General features: G+C 63.7%; 20 protein-coding genes. 5 read left to right on the forward strand and 15 right to left on the reverse strand.

All coding sequences use genetic code 11. The annotated features are described in order from the left end of the window. Nucleotides 1-20: 20 nt before the first annotated feature. From ACVCNR_RS19845 to ACVCNR_RS19855, 3 genes are all read right to left on the reverse strand, one after another. Nucleotides 21-983 (reverse strand): ABC transporter permease, encoded by a 963-nt coding sequence (locus ACVCNR_RS19845; RefSeq protein ID WP_447076186.1) that lies wholly within the window; start codon nucleotides 981-983, stop codon nucleotides 21-23. Between the two features lie 74 nt (nucleotides 984-1,057). Next, nucleotides 1,058-1,966: a siderophore ABC transporter substrate-binding protein gene (locus ACVCNR_RS19850; RefSeq protein WP_447076187.1), complete on the reverse strand. Its 909-nt coding sequence runs from the start codon at nucleotides 1,964-1,966 to the stop codon at nucleotides 1,058-1,060. 81 nt (nucleotides 1,967-2,047) lie between these two features. Continuing rightward, the gene (locus ACVCNR_RS19855) at nucleotides 2,048-4,024 is read right to left on the reverse strand and encodes a TonB-dependent receptor domain-containing protein (RefSeq protein ID WP_447076188.1); all 1,977 of its coding nucleotides are present in this window, start codon (nucleotides 4,022-4,024) and stop codon (nucleotides 2,048-2,050) included. A 482-nt stretch (nucleotides 4,025-4,506) separates the two neighbouring features. Here ACVCNR_RS19855 and ACVCNR_RS19860 point away from each other — a divergent pair, with 482 nt between their 5' ends. Beyond that, nucleotides 4,507-5,274: an AraC family transcriptional regulator gene (locus ACVCNR_RS19860; protein WP_447076668.1), complete on the forward strand. Its 768-nt coding sequence runs from the start codon at nucleotides 4,507-4,509 to the stop codon at nucleotides 5,272-5,274. Nucleotides 5,275-5,304: 30 nt separating this feature from the next. Here the strand turns inward: ACVCNR_RS19860 and ACVCNR_RS19865 are convergent, their stop codons facing one another. The 5 genes from ACVCNR_RS19865 to ACVCNR_RS19885 form a co-directional block, all read right to left on the reverse strand. Then, nucleotides 5,305-5,910 (reverse strand): histidine phosphatase family protein, encoded by a 606-nt coding sequence (locus ACVCNR_RS19865; RefSeq protein ID WP_354193692.1) that lies wholly within the window; start codon nucleotides 5,908-5,910, stop codon nucleotides 5,305-5,307. Continuing rightward, a complete protein-coding gene (locus ACVCNR_RS19870) occupies nucleotides 5,910-7,010 on the reverse strand; it encodes an ABC transporter ATP-binding protein (protein WP_447076189.1) in 1,101 nt (366 codons plus the stop codon). Before ACVCNR_RS19870 ends, ACVCNR_RS19865 begins: the two co-directional genes overlap by 1 nt. Further along, nucleotides 7,007-8,689: an ABC transporter permease gene (locus ACVCNR_RS19875; RefSeq protein WP_447076190.1), complete on the reverse strand. Its 1,683-nt coding sequence runs from the start codon at nucleotides 8,687-8,689 to the stop codon at nucleotides 7,007-7,009. Before ACVCNR_RS19875 ends, ACVCNR_RS19870 begins: the two co-directional genes overlap by 4 nt. Before the next feature lie 117 nt (nucleotides 8,690-8,806). Further along, nucleotides 8,807-9,883 carry an ABC transporter substrate-binding protein gene (locus ACVCNR_RS19880; RefSeq protein WP_447076669.1) on the reverse strand — a complete coding sequence of 359 codons (1,077 nt, stop codon included), beginning with the start codon at nucleotides 9,881-9,883 and terminating at the stop codon, nucleotides 8,807-8,809. Nucleotides 9,884-9,953: 70 nt separating this feature from the next. Next, the gene (locus ACVCNR_RS19885) at nucleotides 9,954-10,790 is read right to left on the reverse strand and encodes a MurR/RpiR family transcriptional regulator (RefSeq protein WP_354193688.1); all 837 of its coding nucleotides are present in this window, start codon (nucleotides 10,788-10,790) and stop codon (nucleotides 9,954-9,956) included. Nucleotides 10,791-11,086: 296 nt separating this feature from the next. On the opposite strand from ACVCNR_RS19885, the gene ACVCNR_RS19890 reads away from it, so the two are divergent. Then, a complete protein-coding gene (locus tag ACVCNR_RS19890) occupies nucleotides 11,087-12,250 on the forward strand; it encodes a cytochrome P450 (protein ID WP_447076191.1) in 1,164 nt (387 codons plus the stop codon). A 161-nt stretch (nucleotides 12,251-12,411) separates the two neighbouring features. Then, complete coding sequence (locus ACVCNR_RS19895; RefSeq protein WP_354193686.1) at nucleotides 12,412-13,479, forward strand: tellurite resistance/C4-dicarboxylate transporter family protein; 1,068 nt, start codon at nucleotides 12,412-12,414, stop codon at nucleotides 13,477-13,479. Between the two features lie 35 nt (nucleotides 13,480-13,514). Here the strand turns inward: ACVCNR_RS19895 and ACVCNR_RS19900 are convergent, their stop codons facing one another. From ACVCNR_RS19900 to ACVCNR_RS19915, 4 genes are all read right to left on the reverse strand, one after another. Then, a complete protein-coding gene (locus ACVCNR_RS19900; RefSeq protein WP_447076670.1) occupies nucleotides 13,515-14,348 on the reverse strand; it encodes a carbohydrate ABC transporter permease in 834 nt (277 codons plus the stop codon). A 5-nt stretch (nucleotides 14,349-14,353) separates the two neighbouring features. Then, the gene (locus ACVCNR_RS19905) at nucleotides 14,354-15,229 is read right to left on the reverse strand and encodes a carbohydrate ABC transporter permease (protein ID WP_447076192.1); all 876 of its coding nucleotides are present in this window, start codon (nucleotides 15,227-15,229) and stop codon (nucleotides 14,354-14,356) included. Nucleotides 15,230-15,319: 90 nt separating this feature from the next. After that, a complete protein-coding gene (locus tag ACVCNR_RS19910) occupies nucleotides 15,320-16,612 on the reverse strand; it encodes an ABC transporter substrate-binding protein (protein ID WP_447076193.1) in 1,293 nt (430 codons plus the stop codon). A gap of 69 nt (nucleotides 16,613-16,681) precedes the next feature. After that, on the reverse strand, nucleotides 16,682-17,788 hold the full coding sequence (locus ACVCNR_RS19915) for an ABC transporter ATP-binding protein (RefSeq protein WP_447076194.1): 1,107 nt from the start codon (nucleotides 17,786-17,788) through the stop codon (nucleotides 16,682-16,684). A 178-nt stretch (nucleotides 17,789-17,966) separates the two neighbouring features. Here ACVCNR_RS19915 and ACVCNR_RS19920 point away from each other — a divergent pair, with 178 nt between their 5' ends. After that, the gene (locus tag ACVCNR_RS19920; RefSeq protein ID WP_447076195.1) at nucleotides 17,967-18,812 is read left to right on the forward strand and encodes a metallophosphoesterase family protein; all 846 of its coding nucleotides are present in this window, start codon (nucleotides 17,967-17,969) and stop codon (nucleotides 18,810-18,812) included. 58 nt (nucleotides 18,813-18,870) lie between these two features. Here the strand turns inward: ACVCNR_RS19920 and surE are convergent, their stop codons facing one another. After that, nucleotides 18,871-19,620, reverse strand: coding sequence for a 5'/3'-nucleotidase SurE (surE, locus tag ACVCNR_RS19925; protein WP_354193681.1), 750 nt, complete (start codon nucleotides 19,618-19,620; stop codon nucleotides 18,871-18,873). Nucleotides 19,621-19,841: 221 nt separating this feature from the next. Here surE and ACVCNR_RS19930 point away from each other — a divergent pair, with 221 nt between their 5' ends. After that, nucleotides 19,842-20,828, forward strand: a complete 987-nt coding sequence (locus tag ACVCNR_RS19930) for a sugar-binding transcriptional regulator (protein WP_447076196.1) — start codon at nucleotides 19,842-19,844, stop codon at nucleotides 20,826-20,828. 44 nt (nucleotides 20,829-20,872) lie between these two features. On the opposite strand, the gene ACVCNR_RS19935 is transcribed toward ACVCNR_RS19930, so the two are convergent. Both ACVCNR_RS19935 and ACVCNR_RS19940 read right to left on the reverse strand, forming a co-directional pair. After that, complete coding sequence (locus ACVCNR_RS19935; RefSeq protein ID WP_447076197.1) at nucleotides 20,873-21,424, reverse strand: hypothetical protein; 552 nt, start codon at nucleotides 21,422-21,424, stop codon at nucleotides 20,873-20,875. Beyond that, nucleotides 21,421-23,223: an ABC transporter ATP-binding protein gene (locus tag ACVCNR_RS19940; protein WP_447076198.1), complete on the reverse strand. Its 1,803-nt coding sequence runs from the start codon at nucleotides 23,221-23,223 to the stop codon at nucleotides 21,421-21,423. Before ACVCNR_RS19940 ends, ACVCNR_RS19935 begins: the two co-directional genes overlap by 4 nt. Between the last annotated feature and the right edge of the window lie 8 nt (nucleotides 23,224-23,231).

The raw sequence follows: 23,231 nt of genomic DNA on the forward strand, positions 1-23,231 counted from the left end.
CCGCCCCGGCGGTCATGCCTTCACGCGACATGGCGGCCCCGGCGCAGGATCAGGTGGAGGAAAACAGCGCTGCCGACCACACCGACCACCGTTCCGATCGGGATTTCGTAGGGCGCACGGATGGTTCGTCCGACGATGTCGCAGGTCAGCACGCTCAAGGCGCCGAGCACGGCGACCCAGGGAACGGAACGCCGCATGTTGTCGCCGACGGTGAGGCTGACGATATTCGGCACCACCAGCCCCAGGAAGGGGATCATTCCCACCGTCACGACAACGACGGATGTAACCAGCGACACAATGGTCAGGCCCAGCGCCAGGATGGCGCGGTAGTTCAGCCCGAGATTGGTTGCGAAGTCCCGCCCCATGCCGGCGACGGTGAAGCGGTCGGCGGTGACATAAGCGGCGATCGCGAGCAGGAAGGCGACCCACAGCAATTCATATCGCCCGCGCAGCACGCCCGAGAAATCGCCGGTCGTCCAGGACAGCAAGGTCTGGAGCAGGTCGAACCGGTAGGCGAGGAACGTCGTCAGGGCGGCGATCACGCCGCTCAGCATGATACCGATCAACGGAACCATCAGCACGTCACGCAGCGGCACGAAACGTAGCAGCCGCAGGAACAGCATGGTGCCAATGGCAGCGAAGGCGGCACCGACCAGCATCTTGCCGAACACCGGCATGGAGGGGGCCAGAAGCGTGACGAGCAGCAGCCCCAGACTGGCCGATTCCACGGTTCCCGCCGTCGTCGGCTCGACGAAACGGTTGCGCAGCATCATCTGCATGATCAGGCCGGCAACGGCCATTGCCGAACCGGAAAGGATCAGCGCTGCCGTGCGTGGAACGCGGCTGACGAGCAGGACCTGCAAGGCGTGCCCGTCATCGCCGCCGGAGCGCAGGGTGCTCCACGACACGTCGCTGACGCCGATGAAGAGGCTTGCCAGGGCGAGCAGGGCGACGGCCAGGATGGCGAGGGCCAGGATCTTCATTCCATCTGCCGCGCTTTCATGGGCCGCCGGCCGAACCTCGCCGGTGCCCGATCCCGTCTGGCCACGACACACCGTCACTGCTTCGAGACGGCATCCTGCACTTCATCGATCAGCTTGCTGACCGACGTGTAGCCGGCCGAAGCGATGTAGGCCGCCTGTGGATCGAGATAGACGATATGGCCGTTCTTCGCCGCCCTGGTGCGCGCGATGAGATCGTTGTCCAGGGTCGCCCTTGCATTGTGCCCGGCATTGCCGACACCCGCATCGCGGTCGATCACGAACAGCCAGTCGGGGTCCTTTTCGAGGATGTATTCGAAAGACACGACATCGCCGCCGTCGAAGCGGTCGTCGATGCCCTCCTCGACGGTCGCGAAGCCGACTTCCTTGTGCAGCCAGCCGACACGGCTGCCCGGCCCATAGGCGCCGACCTTGCCTGCATTGGTGACGAGGATCAGTGCGGTGCCCGCCTTCCGGGCGGACGACTTCAGGGCATCGAGCTTCGCATCGAGGGTGGCGATCATCTCGGCGGCCCTGTCCTTCTTGCCGAAAATCTCACCCAACAGGGTGATGTTCTGCTTGATGCCGTCGGTGTAGGGCTCTGTATTGGCTGTAAGATCTACCGTTGGCGCGATTTCCGACAGTTCCCCGAACTTCGCGCGCGAGCGCCCGCCGACCACCACCAGATCGGGTTCGGCCGCATTGATGGCCTCGTAGTCCGGCTCGAACAGGGTGCCGGCCTTCAGGTAGGAATCGGAGTTGTATTTCGACAGATATCCCGGCAGGTGGGAGCCGGGAACGCCGGCCGGCTCGGCCCCCAGCGCATCCATGATATCCAGGGCGTTGACGTCGAGGACCAAAACCTTCCGCGGCGGCGCGTCGAGGGCCGTCTCGCCCTGCGCATGCTTGATGACCATGGGATCCGCCAGCGCCGCGGTACAGCCCAGCGCCAATCCCATGGCGAACGTCAAAAGGGCATTTCGCATGATTGTCCTGCCTTCGGTAAAAATCATGACCTACTTACTCATGTTCTTCTTCAAGGCAAGCCCGGGCCTTCCCGGCAAGGTTCAGAACTTGATCGACGACTGGAACGTGAAGGTGCGCCCCGGCGCATAGACCGGCTCGATGCCGCCGCGAGCGTCGCGCGTGGCATAGCTCGTGCGTTCGAAATAGGTTTCGTTGAACAGGTTCTCGACGCCGATGCGTAGCGACACGTTCTCGTAGGAAGCCGGAGACCATTCGGCATAGGCGTTGACCACCGTGTAGGCCGGCTGTTCGTAGAAATCGTCGATGGCCGCGACCTTGCCTGCCCAAGCCAGGCTGGCGCCCAGCTTCAGATTGTAATCCGGAATCTCGTGATCAACGTAGAGCGTGGCCATGTCGCCGATCGGCATGAAGGTTCCGCTGTTGGGGAGCAGCGTCTGGCCTCCGCCCGTCACCTTGGCCTTGGTGAAGGTGGCACCGATGGTGGTCTCGTTCCAGCGGTAACCGGCGTTGAGCGTGACGCCACGAGAACGATACTCATTCGGGTCGTTGTACAATTTGTTGTTCGCGCCTGTCCCGTAGAGCGGCAACCCCCGGATACGCGTATCGAACAGGGTGACGCCGGCATTCCAGTTCTCCCCGCCGAAATTGGCGCCGACCTTGTAGTTCTGTGCTCTCGCGGCCTCGAAGTCCGTATCCGTGAAAAAGGCATCGTTGCGGGCATGGAGATAGGCGTAGTCGCGCAACTGATAGCCCAGCCAGGTGCGCGAGGCGCCGGCGAACACTTCGACATGATCGTTGAATCGGTAGGACACCGTGCCGTTCACGCTCGCGCCGCTATCCGAGAAGGTGCTGTCGTCCCAGTCCGAGAAGCGGTGCCCGTCATAGCGTGCGCCGGTCGAAATGCCGAAGCCGTTGTCGAACTCGAACCGCCCCTGCGTGAAGACGCCCACCTGCGTGGTGTGGAAATCACGATAGCGGCGAACATTGGGCCCGTCGCGGTAATTGTCGGTGTGGTAGTCGTGCCGGCCGAAGTCGACACCGGCGGTGATCTTGCCGTAGTCGACGGTGAAGGTGTTCTGCACCTTGCCGCCATAGAGATCCTCGTTGAGGATCATGTTGCCGTTCGTCCCGTTCTGATAGTCGGTCCGCCAGTAGTCGTTCTGGCTGTAGTAGACGTGCACCTCGGGGTCCCACATGTCCGTCGCTGCCGTCGAGGTGTATTTGATGTTGACGGCGTCGCGAGCGACCTCGAGGGGATGCAGTTCGTCGCCCGCCAGTCCCATGTTCATCTTGATCAGGCGGTCAGCCTTGTCGCGACTGCGCTCATAGCCGAGTTCGACACGGTGGCCGTCGAATTCATAGCCTAGCTTGCCGAGAATGTTGCGGGCGGCAGGCTCGGTGCCGAGGATCTCGACGCCATTACCGTTCTTGTAGTTGTCGCCGGTCGCACCGTGGGTCATCAGGAACCAGTCGAACCCTTCGTGGCGGCCATAGCCGGCGGCGCTGCCCGAGAAGCCACGCCCGTTGGTGCCGTAGGACAGGCCGATGCGGGCGCCGAGGTTCTTGCCGTCCTCCAGCAGGTCGAGCGCGCCCACCGTTTCGTAGCGTATCGCGCCGGCCGCGGCGGCGAAGCCCGAATCGGCGGCGGCCGCGCCCGCTTCCACCTCGACGCGCTTCAGGAAGGCCGGATCGATGACGTTCGAGCCGGTGTGATGCCAGCTCGTCGCGGTCTGCGGCACGCCATCCACGGTGACGGCCAGGTTCGACTGTTCCATGCCCAGAACATGGATGCGTTTCGAAGGCCCGCCACCGCCCGAAACGGAAATCGAGGATTCGCGCGAGAACAGACCCGACACGTCGGCCGGCTGCAGCTTCTCCAGGTCTTCGTGCGTGACGACGGTGCCGCCGGTGGCCTCGACATTGTCCTTGCCCTTGCTGACGACCGTGATGAGGTCGAGAACCGTCTCATTCGCCGTGTCCGCCTCCTGCGCCTGCAACGCGACGGCCGTGGCCAGCAGGGAGACACCGGCAAGCGACAATATCCGATTGAATTTCATGAGACTGTTCCAGAAGGTTCTGAGTTGCGAGGCCGCCGGCTTCGCATTTGGCTACGGGATCGGGTCGGGGAGGAAGGCGTTCAGAGGTGGCGGTAGGTCATGGCGTCACACCGGACATGGGGCAGGCGGCATGAGCGCCTTCTTGCTGCCAGCAGCCTGGAGTTCATGTATTTGGCCCCTACTAGGCGCCCTGCCCCGGCGCGCGGCCACGACTGACGGCCGGCAGTGACAAGACTTGCCACCCGCCCAGGCAGAGCTTAAACTTGATAAAGTCAGTCAGATATAGGCTTGGCTCGATAGGTCTGTCGAGGCGAAAGAGTTTGGCAGGAATGGCAAAGTTTTACGCGCGGACGGCATCGCGCCGCGGCCGGCGCTAGGATCGTCTCATGCAATACACGCCACATGAGCTGTTCGTGGGCGCTCTCGAAAACGTCACGAACTGTACCGACGACATCGGCGAGCAGGAAATCTGGCCGAAATTCATGCTGATGGTGTTCCTGCAGGGCGCGCAGGGTTTCGTCATCGACGGCCGGCCGTTCCGGCTGGATGCGGGCCGCGAGGACGCCTGTTCGCCGGTCGTGTTCATGCTGAATGTCGCCCGCCACAGCAAGCTGCGCTTCTTCGACGAAAGCGACGTTCCGCTTCGCAAGGTGATGATTTCGGCCCCCCTGCCCTGGCTGACCCGCCTGTTCGAGACGCAGGACGGCATCAGCGCGTCGGCCCTGCGGCGTTTTTTCGGCGAGCACCTCGCCCATTTTTCGTTCGAGCCGGGCCAGAACATTATCCAGCTTGCGCACAAGATCATGAACCCGCCCTCTATCCTCGAGGGCGAGTTGAGCTCCCTCTACCTGAAAGCGCAGGGGCTCGACATCATGTGGCAATCGTGCCTGACGATGGTGGCCGAGCAGGAGGAGCACCAGCACTCACCGTCGCTGATGAACCTGCGCTGTTGCGAGCGCGTCAGGGATTTCATCATGGCCAACCTCACCAGCGAGCTGACCATCGACCTGATCGCGAAGGAAGCAGGATCGAGCACGTCGACCGTCCAGCGACGGTTCAAGGAGCATTTCGGGATCACCATCTTCGACTTCATCAGGCAAAAGCGGCTGGAGGCCGCCCGCACCGCCCTGGCCAATGACGGCGTGCCCGTATCCCACGCCGCCCATCTCGCCGGCTACAACAACGTGTCGAGCTTCACCACCGCTTTCCGCAAGGCCTATGGCGTCACGCCGAAGCGGGTGCGTGTCTAGCGAACCCGTCGCCGCGAAGGACGGCCGGCCTCAATCGGCAACCGACAGGTCGGGCACGACCGAGCCGATGTTGTAACCTTCCAGCAAGGCGACGCCTTCGTCGGCAGAGGCGAAATTGAGGATTGTCGCCGTGCCCGGCGTCACCGGAACGACGCGGGAGGGCGGTAGCCCGAGGAATTCGTGACAGGCCGCCCGGATGACACCGCCATGCACGATGGCCAGCAGGTCCCCTTCGGTCCTGCGCAGCCAGTCGCGGATGCTCTCCGCCACCCTGGCCCGGAACATCTGCCATGTCTCGCCGCGCGGCGGCGTGAACGATCCCGCCCGCCAGGCCGAATAGTCCTCGGGATGGTCACGGATGAGATCCAGCTTGGTGCGTCCCGTCCATTCGCCCATGTCCAGTTCCCGCAGGCGGGCATCCGAAGGGGCGTCCGGATAGCCGATGAGCCGTGCCGTCTGCCGCGTGCGGCCGAGATCGGAGGATATGACCTGCGCAGGCACCAGCGCCCGGGCATAGGGCAGGAACTTGCGCGCCTGCCATATGCCTCGCTCGGAAAGGTCGGAATTGTCCTGTCCCTGCAGACGCTGTTCGACATTCCACACGGTTTCGCCGTGCCGCAACATTATCAGTCTCATCAATCGATCCTTTGGCCCTCGGCGGTGAAGACAGCATCCGGCTCCCGTACGAAGGCGAGTTCGATCCTGTCGCCCGGCGCGGCGGTGAAATAACCTTGGGCCATGGCGGTGATCCGCAGATCTCCCACCGTGGCGGTGACCATCGTCTGCCCCGCGATGGGGGCTGCTTCCGCGAAGCTGGCCACCAGCTTCGGCTTGCCTTCGACCGCGCCGACGGCGATGTCCTGCGCGCGGTAGAGCAACTGGGCTTCACCATGAGCGCCGGCCAGTGCGGCGGGCGCCAGGGGCAGGTCGCCGAAGGCGAGCATGTCGCCCTTGCGCGACACCGGCAAAAGGTTGGCCGGCGGCGTGCCAAGAAAGGAAGCGACGAAGGTGGTGTACGGATAGCGCAAAAGGTCGATCGGGCTGCCGAACTGTTCGACGGCCCCGTTGTTGAGCACCGCCACATGCGATGCCATCGTCATGGCTTCCACCTGGTCATGGGTGACGTAGACCGAGGTCGCGCCGGTGGCGCGGTGGATGCGCATCAGCTCGCTGCGCATTTCGATGCGCAGCTTTGCGTCGAGATTGGACAAGGGCTCGTCGAAGAGAAGAATGCGGGGCCGCGGCGCGATGGTCCGGGCAATCGCCACGCGCTGCTGCTGGCCGCCTGAAATCTCGGCCGGATAGCGATCGCGCAAGGCAAAGATGCCGAGGAAGTTCAGCACCTCCTCGATGCGATCCTCACGCTTCGCCTTCGACCATCCGGCAACCTTCAGCGGCCATGCGATGTTGCCAGAGACGGTCATGTGCGGCCACAGCGCATAGCTTTGGAAGACCAGCCCGGCGTCCCGGGCCCCGGCATCGGCGACCACCCCGGCCTCGCCGCTGGAGACGACGCGCCCTTCAAAGGAGATGGAGCCCGAACTCGGCGCCTCCAGTCCGGCCAGCATGCGCAGCAGCGTGGATTTCCCGCAGCCCGACGGACCCACTAGCACAAGGAAGGCTCCCCTGGGCACCGAGATGTTGACGTCCCTGACGGCGGTGAATTCGCCGAAACGCTTGACGAGATTGCTGATGCGGATGGCGTCCTGCGCCTGGACATGCGGGGCGTTCATCATTGCTTCCACTTCTGCACGCGGTTCTGGAGGACATGGGCAAGGAGCGATGCCGCCAGACAGATTACGAGGATGACGAGGGTGATCGCGTTGGCGAACTGCATGAAGCCTTCGGATGCATAGCGATAGGCGACCATGCTGAGCACCGGCGACGTCGCGGTGAACAGGAGCACCACCAGCGACAGATCGCGCACCATCTTGACGAAGACCAGGATGGCGCCGGCCAGCAGGCCGCGGATGGCGAGCGGGCAGATGATGAAGATCATGCGCGTCAGGAAACTCGCGCCCGTCAGCCGCGCGCTTTCCTCGATGTCGGCCGAGATCTGGCCCAGCACCGATCGCCCCGCCTGCACCGCATATGGCAGGTTGTGGGCGGTAGCGGCAAGGACCAGCAGCGCAAATGTGCCATAGAGCGAGGGAAACGGCCCGATCGGCGCGCCGAACAGCGCGATATAGGCTGCCGCGAAAGCGATGCTGGGAACCAGCAACGGCAGGAAGGCGAGCTGGCTGAGGGCATTGGCCAGCAAACTGCCCTTGTGGCGCACGATGGTGTAGGCAAGGCACAGGCCGAGCACCATGGTGGTCATGGCCACCACGATGCCGAGTTTCAGCGTGGCGAACAGGGCATCGATCAGCACCGGGTTGCGGAACAGGCCGGCCTGCCCCTGGGCGATCTCGCCACCCCCTTCACCGACCCAGAAATGCAGGGTCCAGTTGGAGAACAGCGCGCCGCTTTGTGGGGCGAAGCTCGACGCGGCCAGGACGAGGACCGGCACCACCGAGGTCATCATCCCGATCGCCGCCGCCAGCGCAAAGAGCGGCCAGCGCCAGACACCGAGCGCAAAGCGCTTGGTGCGGCCGCCCTTGCCGGTGACGGTTGTGAAAGCCTTGCGGCCCGACACCAGCCGGTCGCTGAAAAACAGCAGTGTCGCCGATACCGCGATCAGCAGCAGGGCTAGCACGAAGCCGCGCTCGTTCTGTCCGGTCTCGATCATGCCGAAGAGGCGCGTCGACAGCGTCTGCATGCGCACCGGCAGGCCAAGCAGGGCGGGTGCGGCAAAGTTGGAGACGGCACCGGCAAAGGTCAGAGAGGAGGCCGCGATCAATGCCGGCGTGACGACGGGCAGGATGATGCCGAAAAAGATGCGCGAACGGCGCGCGCCCGCCATCTGGCCCGCCTCGATCATGTCCGCGCCAACGGAACTCAGGGCGGCGGCGATGATGGTGTAGGCGAGCGAGAAATAGTGGGCGACGAGCACGATCAGCGTCGGAGCAAGGCCCCAGGCAAGCCAGTCGGGAATGGCGAATCCATTGGCCTGGAAAAAGCCGGGCGACCCACCCAGCCTGTCGTTGCGGAACAGCGTGCCCCAGGCCAGCGCTCCGGCAAAGCTCGGGATCATGAACGGCAGGGTGGACAGGGTGCCGATGAAATTGCGTGCCGGCACGTCGGTCAGCACCACCAGCCAGGCGAGGAAGCCACCGAGCAGCAGGCACCCCGTGGCCACCCCGAAACCGAGCAGCAAGGTGTTGAGCAGCGGGCGCCACCACAGATTGTTGGAAAGCGGGCTCGCCAGCACCGTGCGCCAGGCATCCAGGCCGTCGGGCGTAAGGGTCGAGACGAAGATTCGCACCAGCGGCGCGACGACCAGGATCGCCACGATGGCAATGAGAATTGCAGGCATGAGGTATCTCGATCGGGCAAACCTGCCGCCCGACAGAAGCGAAGGAGACAACGATGTCATGGGTCCGGAACCTCGGGTGGCGGCCGGCGCGTCCGCGACGCGCCGGCGTCATGCCACCTACTGAAGGGCAATGATCAGGTCGCTGATGCGGCTGCGGGCGGCGGCTGTCCTGGCCGCGTCGATGGTCCAGGCATTGAGCTTTTCCAGCGGCACCGAATCGGGATCGTCGGTGATTGTCTTGCGGGTTGCGTAGTCGCCCGGGACGTTGAACGGTTCGAAGGCGGGGCCGCCGCTGGGCGAGTCGTCGCCGAACATGAAGTCGATGAGCAGCCGCGCGGCCGCGGGATGCGGGGCGTTGTCGGCAATCGCCAGCACCGCCGGGAACAGAATGCCGTTGGCGGGCACGACGTCGTTGGCCACCTGGAGCGCCCAGCCCTCCTTTTCGTTGTCGCGACGGTCCGAATAGGTGGTGAAACCGACGGGCGGGTTTTTCGCGGTCTTGTCGCCGACCGCCTTGTTGACCACATCGCTGTTGGCAACGAGGATCAGATCGTTCTCGAACAGATCGCGTACATACTGCTCGCCCGCGCCCTGCAGATCGGAATCGACCTCGATATCCTTGCCGAACTCAGCTTTGTAGGCCTCGGCCATCTCATCGGGATGGAGCGCTATCTCGGTCAGCAGATCGAGCAGCTCCCCGCGCTGGCTGGGGTCGACCATCAGCACCTTACCCTTCCATTCCGGTTTCGTCAGTTGCCACAGATTGGAGACGGGCGCCCCGTCCGGGTAGGCGGCCTCGTTGTACATGAGAACCTTGGTCGAGAGACGGTGGATAAGCAGCGGCTCCTTGAAGCGATCTTCCAGCTCGCCGGCCATGCGCGGCGGCACGTAGTTGGAGATGCGCCCGGCAGCCAGGAGCTTGTCATAGACGACCGGCGTATCGGCCAGATAGAGCACGTCGACGGCATGGACGCCGGCCTGCTGCTCCGCCTCGACGCGGGCGATCTGCTTGACCGAGCTCATGTCGACGCCGATCAGGTCGATGCCGGGATAGGCGGCCTCGAAAGCAGCCTCGACGCGCGCGATGCGGCTCGACAGGGAAAAGACGGTCACGCTGCCTTCCTTGACGGCGAGCGGAACCAGTTCCTCCGCCGTGAGCTTGTCGAGGTCCTGCCCGAGCGCAGCACCGGGCATTGCGATCGTGCACGCCAGCAAGGCGGCGCGAAATATCCTGGATATGTCCACCACAGTCTTTCCTCCCGATTCAATCAAAGTCGGAGAACAGCCCCGACAGTTTTTCCAGCTTTCCGATGATCGGCTCCTCATGCCGTCCGGCTATCGTCATCAGGATCGCGTTGACGATGGCCAGGGGGATCGTCGGGGTCTGGAATTCGCTGCCTGACCGCCCCCGCGGCGCGGCCAGGAGAAGATCGGCCTTCGGCTCCATCATGGGCCCGGCAAGATCGGAGATCAGGATGCTGCCAGCCCCAACATCGGCCGCGTGGCGCAAGAGCGGGGCATAGCTTTTCGGCTGCTTGCGAAAGGCAAGCGCCAGCACGAGGTCGCCCCTGGCCATGCCCACCACGCGCTCGGCTATGTCGCGGCCACGCCCGGTCAGGGCGATGGTGGTCATGCCGAAGCGGTCGAGCCGGCGTTGCAGAAATGCCGCCACCGACTGGGCATGGCCCTGGCCGAATATGAAAACCCGCCTTGCCTGGAAAATGCGGTCGGCAGCATCGTCGATCTCGCCCTGGGAAATGCAGCGCGCCAGACTTTCCAGTGCCGTGATTTCCGCGGCCACCAGGTCGGCCAGGAAGTCGCCATGCTCTACCTTGGCGACGGAGCGGCGCATGCGATTTGCCGCGTCTTGCCCTTCGATGACCTCACGCTGGAGCTGGGCGCGCAAGTCAGGGTAGCCTTTGTAGCCGAGCTTCTGCGCCAGCCGTGTCGCCGACGCCTCATGGACCTGCGCGCGTTCGGCAAGCTGCGAGCCCGAAAGATAGGCCGCCTCCGCGCGGTTCTCGAGCAAAGCGGTCAGCAGCTTCTGGTCGGAATCCGTCAGCTTGGCCGAGTTCGATTTAATCCGTTCCAGAATGGTCATGTGCGTCCTGCAAATTATCTTGCATGAGTAACAGTTATTGCAAGTCATCTTGATGTCAAGCGCTTTTTGCAAGACTTCTTGCAGAATCTTCAGATCCTGCAAGCCTAAACGGCGCTCCTGCGGTGGCGTAAGCCATATACTGGCAGCTGCCGGACTATCCGCGGCCGATCCCGATAGTCCTCAATCGCGCGGTCGCCGTTTGCGCTTGCACAAAGACGGGTGCGTGCACGCTGCACTAGGGATGCTGCAATGCCGTTGCCCTTGCCGGGCATCGGAACTGTTGCCAGAGGATTTCGATGCACCCGACGCCAGACAAGCCGCAACCGGACTGGGACCCCCGGTCCGAAGCGGTGCTTTCCGACCAGATCAAGGCTTATGATGAGATGCGCCAGCGCTGCCCGGTGGCTTATAGCGGCTATCTGGGCTGGTCGCTGTTCAGGCATGAGGATGTGGTGCGCGCGTTGGACGACCACAACACATTCAGCAGCGTGGTATCAAGCCATCTGTCGGTGCCGAGTGGTATGGACCCGCCCCGGCACACGGCCTACCGGCGGCTGGTCGAGCGCCATTTCGAGCCCGGGAGGGTCGGGGCCTTCGAGCCGCTTTGTCGCACGATCTCGGCGGAGCTGGTGTCCACCCTTCAACGGAACGTGGAGATCGATCTGGTGACGCAGCTTGCCCAACGCTTCGCCGTGCGCATCCAGTGCGCCTTTCTCGGCTGGCCCGACGCCTTGCATGCGCCGCTGCTTGCCTGGGTCGGCAAGAACCACGAAGCCACGCTGGCGCGCGACACCGCCGCCATGGCGGCGATCGCACTCGAATTCGACGGCTATATCCGCGATCTGTTGGAAGCGCGGCGCAAGGCTGGCGCGGCCGCGCCGGACGACATCACCACCGATCTGTTGCACGAACGGATCGGCGAGCGGCCGCTGAACCATGAGGAGATCGTCAGCATCCTGCGCAACTGGACCGTCGGCGAGCTGGGCACCATCACGGCCTGCGTCGGCATCCTCGTCCACTATCTGGCACAGAACGCGCAACTGCAACGCCGGCTTCGCGAAGATCCCGGCATGCTGCCGGCTGCCATCGACGAGATATTGCGGCTGCACGCCCCGCTCATCGCCAACCGGCGGGTGACGACCGGACCTGTCGAGATTGGCGGACGCAGGATCGCCGCCGGCGAACGCGTCACGCTGATATGGGCCTCCGCCAACCGCGACGAGGCGGTCTTCGGCGACCCCGACGAATTCCGGCTCGACCGGGATCCGGACGAGAACCTGCTCTATGGCCGCGGCATCCATGTCTGCCCCGGCGCGCAACTGGCCAGGCTGGAATTGCGTGTCGTCATGGAGGAACTGCTGAAAGGCACAAGCGAGATCGTCCCGGCTTCCGGGCGGCAACCGGTGCTTGCCATCTATCCGGCCAGCGGATTTTCGGCGCTGCCTCTGCGCATCGCATAAAGCGCAGGGCGCCCACGGCGCATTTGCGCACGACTCCCACGGCGCATTTGCGCCGGGCATTCCTTCTCCGCTATAGACGATCCGCTGTCGGGACACGGGCAGGCGCCGGCCCGCCCCTGGCTGCATCTGCGCATGGCGTCCCGGGGGCGAACGAAGAAGCGATGCCGATCCACAGCGACGACGAGCCGCGACAGGGGAAATTCTCGGGCCTTGCCGATATGTCGCCTGCCTATTTCGGGCTGGTGATGGCCACCGGCATCGTCTCGCTGGCGGCCTTCATGATGGAGTTTCGCACGCTCGCGCAGGCCCTGTTCTACCTCAATGTGGGACAATATGCCGTCCTCACTGTTCTCTACGCCTTGCGGGCCTGGTTCCATCCGCGGCGCTTCTTCGGCGACATGGTCACCCACCTGGCCGGGCCGGGCTACTTCACCACTGTGGCCGGCACCGGCATCCTCGCCAGCCAGTTCATGGTGCTGCGCGAGAATCTCGCCGCCGGCAAGATTCTGTGGCTGGCGGCCGTCGTCTTGTGGGTGTGCCTCACCTATACGATCTTCACCGCCCTGACGGTCCGGCGCGACAAGCCGACCCTCGACAAGGGCATCAATGGCGGTTGGCTGCTGGCGGTTGTGGCCACGCAGGCCCTGTCGGTGTCCAGCGCGCTTCTGGCGGCGCGCATCGGCCAGCCCTATCGGCTGGAACTCAACCTGGTGGCCCTGTCGATGTGGCTGTGGGGCGGCATGCTCTACATCTGGATGATGTCGCTGATCTTTTATCGCTATGCCTTCTTCCGCTTTTCGCCTGGCGACCTGGCGCCACCCTATTGGATCAATATGGGCGCCATGGCCATCTCCACCCTCGCCGGTTCCCTGCTAATCCTCAACGCCCCGCACGCGCCTTATCTGACCTCGCTGTTGCCTTTCCTGAAGGGGTTCACGGTCTTCTACTGGGCGACCGGCACATGGTGGATCCCCATGCTGCTGGTACTCGGGGTATGGCGCTACGGCTACCAGCGCTTTCCGTTCCGCTACGATCCGCTCTACTGGGGCGCGGTGTTCCCGCTCGGCATGTACGCCGCCTGCACATGGCAGTTGGACCACGCCATGGAGTTCGGCTTCCTCACCCCCTTGCCGCGCACCTTCTTCTACATCGCATTGGCGGCCTGGAGCATCACCTTCCTCGGCATGCTGCACGCCCTGGCCCGCAACCTGACCGGGCGGAAAGCCTGAGCCGTCCGCCGCTGCGAAATCGCGAACCGGGCGAGCTACTTGATGCCGGCGCGCATGAAGCTCTGCACGAACTGGCGCTGGAAGAGCAGGAAACCGACCAGCAGCGGCGCCGAGGTCATCAGCGTCGCGGCCGAGATCACGCTCCACTGCACGCCCTGGTCCGGCGAGGCGAACACCTGAAGGCCGACGGTGAGCGGGCGCGTGGTCACCGAATTGGTGATGACCAGCGGCCACAACAGGTTGTTCCAGTGATAGCTGACCGAAACCAGCCCGTAGGCGACATAGACGGGGCGCGCGAGCGGCACATAGACCTTGAGCAGCACGGCGAGCGGCCCCGCGCCCTCGACGCGCGCGGCGTCATCCAGTTCCTTCGGCACGGTGAGAAAGGTCTGGCGCAGCAGGAAGATGCCGAAAGCCGACGCCATATAGGGCAGCCCCATGGCCAGCACCGTATCCACCAGCCCGAGCTTGGAGATGGTGCGATAGTTCTCCACCATCAGCACTTCCGGCATGATCATGAGCTGGATCAGCACCAGCATGAACACCACCGTCTTGCCGGGAAACTCATAGCGGGCGAAGGCATAGGCGGCCAGCGTGCAGACCACGAACTGGCACACCAGAATGGTGGTGATCAGCGCGAAGGTGTTGAGGAAGTAGCGCGCGAAGGGCGCGGCGTTCCAGGCGTCGACGAAGTTCTGCAGCGTCAGCGGCGCCAGCAATTCGAAGCGCACCTCGTAGGCCGGCGGATGCACCGCCATCCACACCGCGTAGAACAGCGGCAGGATCCACAGAAACCCCAGCAGATAGCAGGCCCCGGTTTCCAGAACCCGCCAGAAGGAGGCTTCACGGGCATGGTGGGAAAGAGTCATGGCGCTCATTTGTAGTGCACCTTGCGATCGAGAACGCCGAACTGGACGAAGGCCAGCAGGGCAAGTACAGCGAGCAGGACGACGGTCAGCGCCGAGGCATAGGCCGTGTCCCAGAAACGGAATGCGACGTTGTAGACGTAGTAGAGCAGCAAGGTGCTCGCATTGTCCGGCCCACCGCGGGTCATGACGATGACATGGTCGATCAGCCGGAACGAGTTGATGATGGCGTTGATCATCACGAACAGCGTGGTAGGCATCAGAAGCGGGAAGGTCACGCGGCGGAAGAAATACCAGCGGCTGGTGCCTTCCAGCGCGGCAGCCTCGGAAAGCGTGGGGCTGATCTGCTGCAAGGCGGCCAGATAGAAGATCATGAAGAAGCCGGCTTCCTTCCAGATCGCCAGCACCATCAGGCTGCCGAGCACCGTGTCGGGATCGCCCAGCCAGTTGCGCTCATGAAAGCCGAACAGGCCGAGGAACTGGTCGATGAGGCCGTAGCCCGGCGTGTAGAAGAACAGCCAGATGTTGGCGACCGCGATCATCGGCAGCACGGTCGGCAGGAAGAACGACATGCGCATCAGCGCCCGCCCGCGAATGGCGGAGTTGACGATGATGGCCATCAGCATGGACAGCGCGATGGCCGCCGGCACCGTGCCCAGCGCATAGATGGCATTGTTCTTCAGCGCGGCCATGAACACCGGATCGCTCAGCATGCTGCTGTAGTGATCCATGCCGACGAACCTCGCAGGCCGGTTGCCGCGCGGCGTGCGGTAGAAGCTGTTGATGAAGGTCATCACCGCCGGAATGTGGGTAAAGGCGGCAAGCAGGACCGTGGCCGGCAAAAGCAGCAGCCAGGGCACCACCATGTTGTTCGTCTTCTTCACCTGCCAACCTTTCCCGGCTGTGATTTTCGACCCTGCAATCCAATGCGTGCGCCACGGAGCGCAATTGACGCCCCATGGCCGCAGATACGATCAGTCGCGGTAGTCCTCGAGGATGCGGTCCGCTTCCTTCTGGGCATCGGAAAGCGCCTGCGCCGGCTGCTTCTTGGCCGTCAGGGACGCCTCTATGGCGTCGTCGATGACACGCGAGATGCGCTGGTTCTCATGCGTGGACAGCTCCGGCACCATGTAGGGAATCTGCTCATGCGGCACGAGCGCGCCGGGGAACTCGGCGACATAGGCCTTCATGGCCTCGGTCGCCCAGGCATCCTCGCGTGCGGCGATGTAGCCGGTCTTGATGCTCCATTCGGCCGCCTGCTCGGGCGAGGACAGCCACTTCACGAACTGGAAGGCGGCCTCCTGCTTCTCCGGCGCCACGCCGTTGAAGATATAGGCGTTGCCGCCGCTGGTCGGCGCGCCGCGCTTCTTGTGCTCGGGCAGGATCTGCACGCCGAAGGGGAACGGCGCGTTGGTCTTGATGTTGGTGAGGTTGCCGCTGGTGGTGGTGATCATCGCGGCACGGCCCTCGAAGAAGTCCTTCGGGTTGGTCGCCCATTCGATGACGCCCGGCTTCATGACCTTGTGCTTGTGGGCGAGATCGACCCAGTACTGCAGCGCCTCGACCACTTCTGGGGAATCGAAGTGGGTCTGCGTGCCGGTCTCATCGGCGATCTTGCCGTCATTCTGGGCGACATAGCCTTGCAGCAGCCAGTAGGAGGTCAGCGAGGACGGAACCTGCATGCCCCAGCGGCTGACATTGCCGTCGGCTTCGCGTTTGGTCAGCTTCGTGGCGAACTCGACCACCTCGTCCCAGTTCTGCGGACCCTTTTCCGGGTCGAGGCCGACTTCCTTGAACGCATCCTTGTTCCAGAAGAACAACGTTGTGCCGCGCTGGAACGGAACGCCCCAGGTCTTGCCGTCATGCTCGCTGTTGACCATGAACACCGGGAAAAACCCTTCCAGCCACGCCTTGTCCTCGTCGGTCTTGACGAAGTCGTCGAAGGGGACGATCGCGTCCTCGTCGATCAGAGTGTACATGTCGGTCGACAGCATGACCGCGACTTCCGGCGGCTGGCCGGCGCGGTAGGCGGTGAGCGCCTTGCTGATCGTCTCGGGATAGGTGCCCGAATAGACCGGCTTCACCTTGATGTCGGGATGATCAGCCTCGAAACGGGTGATCAGGTCCTCCACGATCTTGGCCACCGGCCCGCCTATGGCGACGGGGTAGTAGAAATTGATCTCGACGGGCGCCGCCTGTGCGGCGCCTGCACCCAGCATGGCAACGCCTGCCAGCGCGCCCTTTATCCATCCAGTCCAGGAATTCATTGTCTTTCCTCCCGTAAAAAATCCAGATTTCGATGTGGCTGACCGCCGACAGAAGGCGGCTTTGCCCAACTACTTGACTGCCCGCAGAGCCGGCACCTCGCCGGCACCATCGGCAGTCACCAGCACCTTGCGCTCGACGCGCCGGGTCGTTTCCTTGTCGAAGACATGCATGGCCTCGGGCTTCCAGTTGAGGCCGATCGAGTCGCCCACTGCGTGGCGGCGCACGCCTTCCACCCGCACCTGAAGAAGCTGGTCGCCCACCAGACACTCCAGAATGCTGTCGGCGCCGTGATAGTCGATCGACTGCACGATGGCGGGTACGATGCCGGTGGAAGCGATCCGGATCTCCTCCGGGCGCACGCCAAGCAGCAGGCCGGCGCCCTCGCCCTCAACCAGAGCAGGGCCATTGGTGCCCTTGACGACGGCACCTCCGGCGCTGTCCACCAGTTCGACCAGATTCATCGGCGGCGTGCCGATGAAGCGTGCGGCGAACGATGTGGCGGGGCGCAGATAGAGCTCGGAAGGCGTCGCCTTCTGCTCGATCCTGCCGTTGCGCATGAGAATGACCTGGTCGGCCAGGCTCATCGCCTCGATCTGGTCATGGGTGACATAGACCATGGTCATGCCGAGCGACTTCTGGATGGAGCGGATCTCCTTGCGCATCTCGTGACGAAGCTGGGCATCGAGATTGGAAAGCGGCTCATCCATCAGGCAGACGGGAGCCTCGGCCACGATGGCCCGGCCGAGCGCGACACGCTGCTGCTGACCACCCGACAATTGCGAAGGCTTGCGATCGAGAAGATGGGAAAGGCCGAGAATATCCACAGCGCGCTGCAAGCGGCGGGCCCTCTCGGCCGCGGGCACCTTGCGCACCTTGAGACCGAAAACGATGTTTTCCGCCACGCTCAGATGCGGGAACAGCGCATAGGACTGGAACACCATGGCAAGGTCGCGTTTTGCCGGCGGCTCGTTGGTGACGTCGCGGCCGCCGATGCGGATCGCGCCGGAAGTGGCGCTTTCAAGGCCGGCGATGAGCCGCAGCGTCGTCGACTTGCCGCAACCGGAGGGGCCCAGAAGCACGGTCAGCGTACCTGCCTCGACCGTGAAGGAAACGTCCTGCACCGCATTGAAGGTGGCCCAGCTCTTGTTCAGGCTGGCAATCTCGATCCCCGACATTCCGGTTTTCCTCCATGGGATGCGGCTACAGATGCTGATGGCCCGGCACACAAGAAGTGCCGCATCGCGATCTCTGAAATCGAAAATATTGAACTATTCTATCAAGGTCAATACATTTGTACAAATCTGTAAAATATGCGAAAAGCGCGGCGGCGCAATGCCTTCCATGGAGAACCCGATGAGTCCGTTCCGCATCCTGCACATATCCGATACCCACCTTTCGCCGCGCACCGAGCATTTCCGCCAGAACAACGAGGAGATGATCGCTCCGCTCAAGGCTTCCGATCACGATTACATCGTGCACACCGGCGACATCACGCTGGACGGCATCCGTTTCGAGGAAGACTACGCCTTTTGCCGCGATTTTCTCGCCCGGGCCGGCAAGGAGATCCTCTATATTCCCGGTAATCACGACATCGGCGACAATCCGAACCTGTCGAAGACGGAAGAGGAGAAGGGCAGCCGAATCAATGCCGGCCGCCTTGCCCGCTACAAGCGCTATTACGACAAGGACCGCTGGTCCTTCGACCGTGACGGCTGGCGCATCGTCGGCGTCAACTCCATGCTGATCGGCTCCGGCCTTCCGGAAGAGCAGGAACAGTTCGCCTGGCTGGACGAGCAACTCGACACCCTTGGCGACCTGCATCTTGCGGTGTTCACCCATCAGCCGCTGTTCATCGACGTGCCGGAAGTGACCGAGCTCACCTACTGGACCGTGGACCCCAGTGGCACCGAACGGCTGCGCAGGCTCATCGACCACCCGTCTCTCAAGTTCATCGGCAGCGGCCACCTGCATCAGCAGCGCTCGCGCGCCTATGGCCAGATCCGGCTGGAATGGTGCTCCTCGATCGCCTTCACTACCCGCGAGGAGCTGGTGCCGGAGATGGGCGGCACGCGCCTCGTCGGCTATCTGGAGCACAGCTTCCACCCCGACGGCCGCATCGAGACGGCGGTGCGCACGCTGGACAGCTTCACCAACAACTATCTTGATGACGTACTTGAGACGGTCTACCCAAAATATTGAGATGAAAAGGTCTCCGCCCCTTTTCGAAACAGGGGGCGGAGACCAATCCCGATGATGTTTAAGCGGTCTCCAGATCGTGCAGGGCGCCGGCCGGCACCTGCGCATTGCCGAACCAGTTCAGGCAGGTGACGGCGGCAAAACCGCTGTCGATCAGACCGTTCTCGTCTTCCCCCGTGGTGAAATAGTTGCGGTCGGCCAGCGGCTCGATGCGGGCCGAAACCGCGTCCTCCTCATGGATGAGGACGCGGGTCGCCACCTTGTCGCGGCCGATACGGGCAGCCCGCATGGGTGCGGGCACGCGGCGCGGCAGGTTGACGTTCAGCCAGTGACCTTCGGTGGCCCATTCGCCGCGTGTTTCCCAGAAGGATCGGATGCGTGCCGACAGCCAGTCGAAGCTGGCATTGGAAAAAGTTTCACTGTCGCGCGGAGCCGAGAAGGCGATGCCCGGAATGCCGTTCAGCGCCGCCTCGCGCGCCACCGCCATGGTGCCGGAGTAAGACACGTCCTCGGCCACGTTGCGCCCCTCATTGATACCCGACAGCACCATGTCCGGACGTCTGCCGTCGCGGAACACCCAGTTCAGGCCGGCGATGACGCAATCGGCCGGGGTGCCGGTGCAGGCATAACGCTGCTCAGCGACACGGCTGACGGAAAATCCCTTGCGCAGGCTGATGCAATGACCGAAGCCGCTGCGATTGCCGTCCGGCGCAATGACCCAGACGTCATCGCTCAGGCGCAGCGCGGCCTCCTCAAGAACCTTGATGCCGGGAGCCTCGATCCCGTCGTCGTTCGAAATCAAAATGCGCATGAAATCCTGTCCCTGTTTCAGCCGCGGCCCTGCCCTGCCTGGCCGCATTGCACACCGCATTGCGCAGGGCCTTTCGCACCGCAATAGAACATTTATTGCAAAATAGGAATAATTGTTCAATATTAGAACTTACAAGACCACATAAATCGTGCACCGATGTGCCACACCCGATTCCACTTTGCGTTGAATTCGGCTATCTGCCCTCCGAGGAGGAGACGACCATGGCCCGCACCGCCACCCGCCAGAAAAAGACCAAGTTCCAATCCGACCAGGACGAACTGAAGCTGCGCGCGGCATGGCTCTATTTCATCGAGGGCCTGACGCAGGAGCAGGTCGCCCAGCATCTGGGCATCAGCCGTATCAAGGCATTGCGTCTGCTGGCCGCCACGCGCGAGGACGGCACGGTGCAGATTTCGATCAATGCGCAGGCAGAGCCCTTGCTCAAGCTGCAGCGGGCGCTGGAGCGGCATTTCGGCCTGTTCGAAGCGATCGTCGCGCCGGCGCAGGACCAGACGGAGGCGAGCATCGCCGCCGTGGTCGGCCATGCCACCGGCCGCTACATTTCCGAGCGCGTCAGCGACGGGCTGACGATCGGCGTCGGCTGGGGCGCGACCCTCCAGGCCTGCATGAATTCGCTGAGTTGGCGCGAGGTCGAGAACATGACGGTGGTGTCGCTGCTGGGCGGGCTCACCCATGCCGCGGCCCACAACCCCTCGGCCGTCGCCTGGCGGCTGGCGGAGTTCTACAAGACAGAGCTGTTCCAGATCACCGCGCCGATCTTCGTACCGCATGAGGAACTGGCCACGGCGCTGTGGCAGCTCGAAGACCTCAAGCAGCTTCAGGAACGCGCGCGCCAGGTCGACATGGCCCTGCTCAGCGTCAGCGACATCAGCAAGCAGGCATCGATCTTCCGGCGCGGCATCCTGTCATGGGAAGATGGCCAGAGCCTGAAGGACGCCGGCGGTGTCGGCGACGTGCTCGGCCGCTTCGTCAACACGGAAGGGACGGTCATTGACCATCAGGTCAACCGGCGAGCGATGTCGATCAACCCGGCGGACATCCGCAAGGTGCCGAAGGTCATCATTTCTTCCGGCGGCGTACGCAAGATCCACGCCATCCGCGCCGGCATAGCCGCCACCAACGCCAAGGTCCTGATCACCGACGAGGCGGCCGCTCACGCCCTGCTGGAACTGCCGCCGCTGGGCTGAACCCGGTTCAAGCGCAGCGATTTGTCCGGAAGGCGGCCTGCCGGTCAGCCTTCCACCTTCCCCTCGCCTGCAATCCGCAAACCGTCATGGAAGGTTTCGCCTTCAGCGCCGGGCCGGGTGAGAAGCAGGAAGGCCAGCGTGATCACCGGTTGCCAGAGCAGGGCCCGGGCCACCGTCATTGGCGTGTAGGTGCCCTTGGACGCCAGGAGATTGGCGGTGCCGATCAGTTCCCCATCGACCACAGCGGGGATGTTCAGGCTCGATTCGAAGCCGAGCTCCTGGATTTTGCGCCAGTCGAAGAACAGCTCCGCCACGCCCTCGATGCCGGTCGTTGCAAAAGGCGCCTTGCCCATTACCACCTTCTCGAAATAGGGGCCTGCCATCAGCCGCTTGTAATTGCCCACCGGATAGGCGTCGAGATCGTCGGAAAACACCCGGCAGGAGCGCATCGACGGCATATCGTAGACCAGTGCCGTCAGCAGGCCGCAGGCCGCGTCCCGCTTCAGCCCTGCGCGCAGATAGTCGAACACCATGACGGCCGGCTTCGGCCCGGCAACGAGACGTGAAATTTCTTGCGGATCGTAGGGCAGGCTCACGCGCCCACCTCCTGCATGACCAGATGGCCGGGCGAAACCTGGTCATAGAGACGGGCGGGCGGGCGATAATCGAGGCCGCGTACGGGGCTGGCAATCTCGGTGACGTCGAGCCTGCGCTCGCCATGGCAGCGGGTGGGATCGGGCACCGGAACCGCCTCGATCAGGCGCCTGGTATAGGGATGGCGGGGATTGCCCAGCACCTCGGCGCGGGGTCCGATCTCGACGATCTCGCCCAGATACATCACTGCGATGCGATGACTCACACGTTCCACCACCGCCATGTCATGGCTGATGAACAGATAGGAAAGGCCCAGCCGCTCCTGCAGGTCGAGCATCAGGTTGATGGTCTGTGCCTTGATCGACACATCCAGCGCCGAGACGGATTCGTCGGCGATGATCAGCTTCGGCTCCAGCGCCAGAGCCCGCGCGATGCAGATGCGCTGACGCTGGCCGCCTGAGAACTCGTGCGGATAGCGGCCGGCCATGTCGCGGGAAAGGCCGACCTGCTCCAGCAGGCGACCGACCCTCTCCTTTGCCTCGGCCTCGCCGCAGACCTTGTGGATGAAGAGCGGCTCGGCGATTGCCCGGCCGATCCGACGGCGCGGGTTGAGGCTAGCGAAGGGGTCCTGGAACACCATCTGGACGGAGCGTCGCAGTTCGTCGATATCGGCATCGGCGCCCAATATGTCCTTGCCGAGCAGTTTGACCGAGCCGGATTCGGCATGCGTCATGCGCATCAGCGCGCGCCCCATGGTGGATTTGCCGCAACCCGATTCCCCGACCAGCGCCAGCGTCTCGCCCTGCTTCAGGTCGAAGCTGACATTCTCGATGGCGTGGACCCGAGCCGAAAGGCGGCGGAACACGCCCGAATGCAGCGGATAGCGCACAACGAGGTTCTTCACCTCCAGAAGCGGCTCATCGCGAACCGTGTCGAGGGTTTCCGGCGCCGGCTTGGCGACGCCGGTCACCGGATCGACCAGATCAAAGCGCTTCGGGCGGGTGCTTGCTTGCATCTGCCCCAGCGCCGGCACGGCCGAAAGCAGCGCGCGCGTATAAGGGTGGCGGGGTGCGGCGAACAGGGAGGCTGTCTCTTCCGTCTCCACCACGTCGCCGCGATACATGACCGTGACCCGGTTGGCGATCTCCGCGACCACGCCCATGTCGTGGGTGATGAACAGAACGCCCATCTCTTCCTCGCGCTGCAACTCGCGGATCAGTTCGAGGATCTGGGCCTGGATGGTCACATCGAGCGCGGTGGTCGGCTCGTCGGCGATCAGCAGGCGCGGCCGGCAGGCCAGCGCCATGGCGATCATCACCCGCTGGCGCATGCCGCCGGACAGGAGATGCGGATATTCCGATGCGCGCTGCGCGGCCGCGGGAATGCGCACCCGCTCCAGCAGACGCACCGCCTCCTTCAGCGCCTCGCGCCCCTTGAGGCCGCGATGGATGGACAGCGCTTCGGCGATCTGGTCGCCCACCGTCATTACGGGATTGAGCGAGGTCATCGGCTCCTGGAAGATCATGGCAATGCGGTTGCCGCGTATCGCCTGCATCCGGGTGGCCGAAAGGGTCAGGAGATCCTGCCCCTCAAACAGGATGCGGCCCTCGTGCCGGGCGAGACCCGGCTGGAGAAGGCGCATGATTGACAGTGCGGTCACGCTCTTGCCCGAGCCCGATTCCCCCACCACAGCCAGGGTTTCCCCGGAATCGATGGTGAAGCTCACGTCACGCACGACGGTCTTCCATCCGTCTTCGGTGCGGAAGGAGGTGGTCAGGTTCTCCACGCTGAGTATCGGCATCGTGATCT

It is taken from the genome of Aquamicrobium terrae (assembly GCF_052978165.1).

Coding starts and splice junctions, on each gene's coding strand:
- ACVCNR_RS19845 (WP_447076186.1), bottom strand. CDS start 983: ATGAAGATCCTGGCCCTCGCCATCCTGGCCGTCGCCCTGCTCGCCCTG.
- ACVCNR_RS19850 (WP_447076187.1), bottom strand. CDS start 1,966: ATGCGAAATGCCCTTTTGACGTTCGCCATGGGATTGGCGCTGGGCTGT.
- ACVCNR_RS19855 (WP_447076188.1), bottom strand. CDS start 4,024: ATGAAATTCAATCGGATATTGTCGCTTGCCGGTGTCTCCCTGCTGGCC.
- ACVCNR_RS19860 (WP_447076668.1), top strand. CDS start 4,507: ATGCTGATGGTGTTCCTGCAGGGCGCGCAGGGTTTCGTCATCGACGGC.
- ACVCNR_RS19865 (WP_354193692.1), bottom strand. CDS start 5,910: ATGAGACTGATAATGTTGCGGCACGGCGAAACCGTGTGGAATGTCGAA.
- ACVCNR_RS19870 (WP_447076189.1), bottom strand. CDS start 7,010: ATGATGAACGCCCCGCATGTCCAGGCGCAGGACGCCATCCGCATCAGC.
- ACVCNR_RS19875 (WP_447076190.1), bottom strand. CDS start 8,689: ATGCCTGCAATTCTCATTGCCATCGTGGCGATCCTGGTCGTCGCGCCG.
- ACVCNR_RS19880 (WP_447076669.1), bottom strand. CDS start 9,883: ATGCCCGGTGCTGCGCTCGGGCAGGACCTCGACAAGCTCACGGCGGAG.
- ACVCNR_RS19885 (WP_354193688.1), bottom strand. CDS start 10,790: ATGACCATTCTGGAACGGATTAAATCGAACTCGGCCAAGCTGACGGAT.
- ACVCNR_RS19890 (WP_447076191.1), top strand. CDS start 11,087: ATGCACCCGACGCCAGACAAGCCGCAACCGGACTGGGACCCCCGGTCC.
- ACVCNR_RS19895 (WP_354193686.1), top strand. CDS start 12,412: ATGCCGATCCACAGCGACGACGAGCCGCGACAGGGGAAATTCTCGGGC.
- ACVCNR_RS19900 (WP_447076670.1), bottom strand. CDS start 14,348: ATGACTCTTTCCCACCATGCCCGTGAAGCCTCCTTCTGGCGGGTTCTG.
- ACVCNR_RS19910 (WP_447076193.1), bottom strand. CDS start 16,612: ATGAATTCCTGGACTGGATGGATAAAGGGCGCGCTGGCAGGCGTTGCC.
- ACVCNR_RS19915 (WP_447076194.1), bottom strand. CDS start 17,788: ATGTCGGGGATCGAGATTGCCAGCCTGAACAAGAGCTGGGCCACCTTC.
- ACVCNR_RS19920 (WP_447076195.1), top strand. CDS start 17,967: ATGAGTCCGTTCCGCATCCTGCACATATCCGATACCCACCTTTCGCCG.
- surE (WP_354193681.1), bottom strand. CDS start 19,620: ATGCGCATTTTGATTTCGAACGACGACGGGATCGAGGCTCCCGGCATC.
- ACVCNR_RS19930 (WP_447076196.1), top strand. CDS start 19,842: ATGGCCCGCACCGCCACCCGCCAGAAAAAGACCAAGTTCCAATCCGAC.
- ACVCNR_RS19940 (WP_447076198.1), bottom strand. CDS start 23,223: ATGCCGATACTCAGCGTGGAGAACCTGACCACCTCCTTCCGCACCGAA.